Annotated in this window: 1 protein-coding gene; it reads right to left on the bottom strand. The window is 61.2% G+C overall.

Annotation, left to right across the window (positions count from 1 at the left end):
• The coding region (locus ACI38B_RS00635; RefSeq protein WP_439729105.1) for a Gfo/Idh/MocA family protein at nucleotides 1-458 on the bottom strand (458 nt) is incomplete at its 3' end.
• Nucleotides 459-1,681 lie beyond the last annotated feature (1,223 nt).

The following is a 1,681-nucleotide window of genomic DNA, read 5'->3' as shown; positions in this document are numbered from 1 at the left end:
ATCCGCTGCTTGTGCGTGGTCGGATAGCTCAGGTTCGCGCTGATCGCGCACACGTCACCGATGGTGCCGTCATCGACCATCTGGCGAATCATCGTGCGCGACGGCATGTATCGCGTCCAAATTGCTTCGGCGCACAGCCGGCCGGTCTGCTCGGACACGTCAATCACATGTTGCGCCTGCTCGGCGTTCACCGTGAACGCTTTCTCCACCAGCACATGCTTGCCGGCTTCCATGCACGCGATCGCCTGCTCGGCGTGCAGCGAATGTGGGGTAGCGATGTACACGAGGTCGACTTCCGGGTCGTCCAGCATCTGCGCGTATGACCCGTACGCCACCGGAATGCCGTACTGCCGGGCGAATTCGTCTGCGCGCGCCTGGTTGCGGGAAGCGACGGCGTATGGTTTGGCATACGCGCGGTACGTCGGGTCTTGCGCCATCAGGGTGAGGGTGGCCGCCATTTTCTGGGCGATACGTCCTGCGCCGAGAATCGCCACATTAATCGGGCGTTCAGGTGCCGCGTATGGTGCCGCTGTCGTCGTCGCTGTCGCTGTCGTTGCGATGCCGGACGTGCTTGATGCAATATCTGCTGGTGCTGTGGTGTGCTCTGCCATCGATGCTCCTTTGGTCCAGTCGTTGAATCACACCTTACGAGCACCACCTGAACGAATGATGATGCCTCCTGACTGGCGGGGCTGCCCGGGGCGGCGTGGATGATTGACGGAGTACGTATGCCGGGGCATGCGCAGGCGGGTTGTCGCTGCCGGGAATCAGCGGCGGAGAGAGGGGTTCGGCGTGTTGCGTATGTCCTGACATACTTGCGCAGGCAGATGACGAGGCCTGCTGAGAGATGGGGACTGTCATGGCTTGATTTGTCGTGTCACGTATGCGGCGGCATGCAAGGCTTGTCGTTGCAGCGCCGGATTGTGCGGTGAAGCGGGCAATCGTCAAGTTGTGTGTCCCAAGACATGCGTGGCGTGTTACTTCCGGCGGTGATCTGGCCGGGGATTGGGGGTGTGCCGGGTTGTGTGTGTTCTGGCATGCGTAACGTGGTGTTTCTTGCGGTGATTTGGCCGGGGGGATTGGGGTGTGTCGGGTTGCGTATGTCTGGGCATGCGCGGCGTGGTGTTTCCGGCGGCGGTCTGGGGCAGGGGGATAGGGTGCGTGAAGGTGTGTGTCCCGAGGCATGCGCAACGTGTTGCTTCCGACGGTGATTTGGCGGGGGAATTGGGGTGTGTCGGGTTGTGTGTGTTCTGGCATGCGTGACGTGCCGTTCTTTGCAGTGATTGGGGGACAGGGGGGGCGGGGTGAGTCGAGGTATGTATGTCTGGGTATGCGTAGCGTGCTGTTGATGGTGGTGGTTCGGGGGCGGAGAATGGGGATGTGTTGGGTTGCGTATGTTGTGGCATGCGTAGTGTGCTGTTTCTTGCGGTGATTTGGCCGGGGAAATTGGGGTGTGCCGGTTGTGTATGTCTGGGCATGCGCGTGTGGCTGGATGCCGGTCCGGGAGGCGGCGTCCTGTTTGTTTGCACCGACTTGCGTATGCGGCCGCATACGTTGGAGTCAGTCAATCGGCCCGTTGCTCGGGGCAATGTCGCCGGTATTGACGGCCATCGCACAATTCATCAGCAATCGGCCCGTTGCTCGGGGCAATGTCGCCGGTATTGACGGCCATCGCACAATT

Origin of the sequence: Bifidobacterium sp. (genome assembly GCF_051876855.1) — a bacterium.
In the GTDB taxonomy this organism is placed as follows: domain Bacteria; phylum Actinomycetota; class Actinomycetes; order Actinomycetales; family Bifidobacteriaceae; genus Bifidobacterium.
The sequence above is the reverse complement of the archived record's forward strand: the minus strand, read 5'-3'. Positions and strand labels throughout refer to the sequence as shown.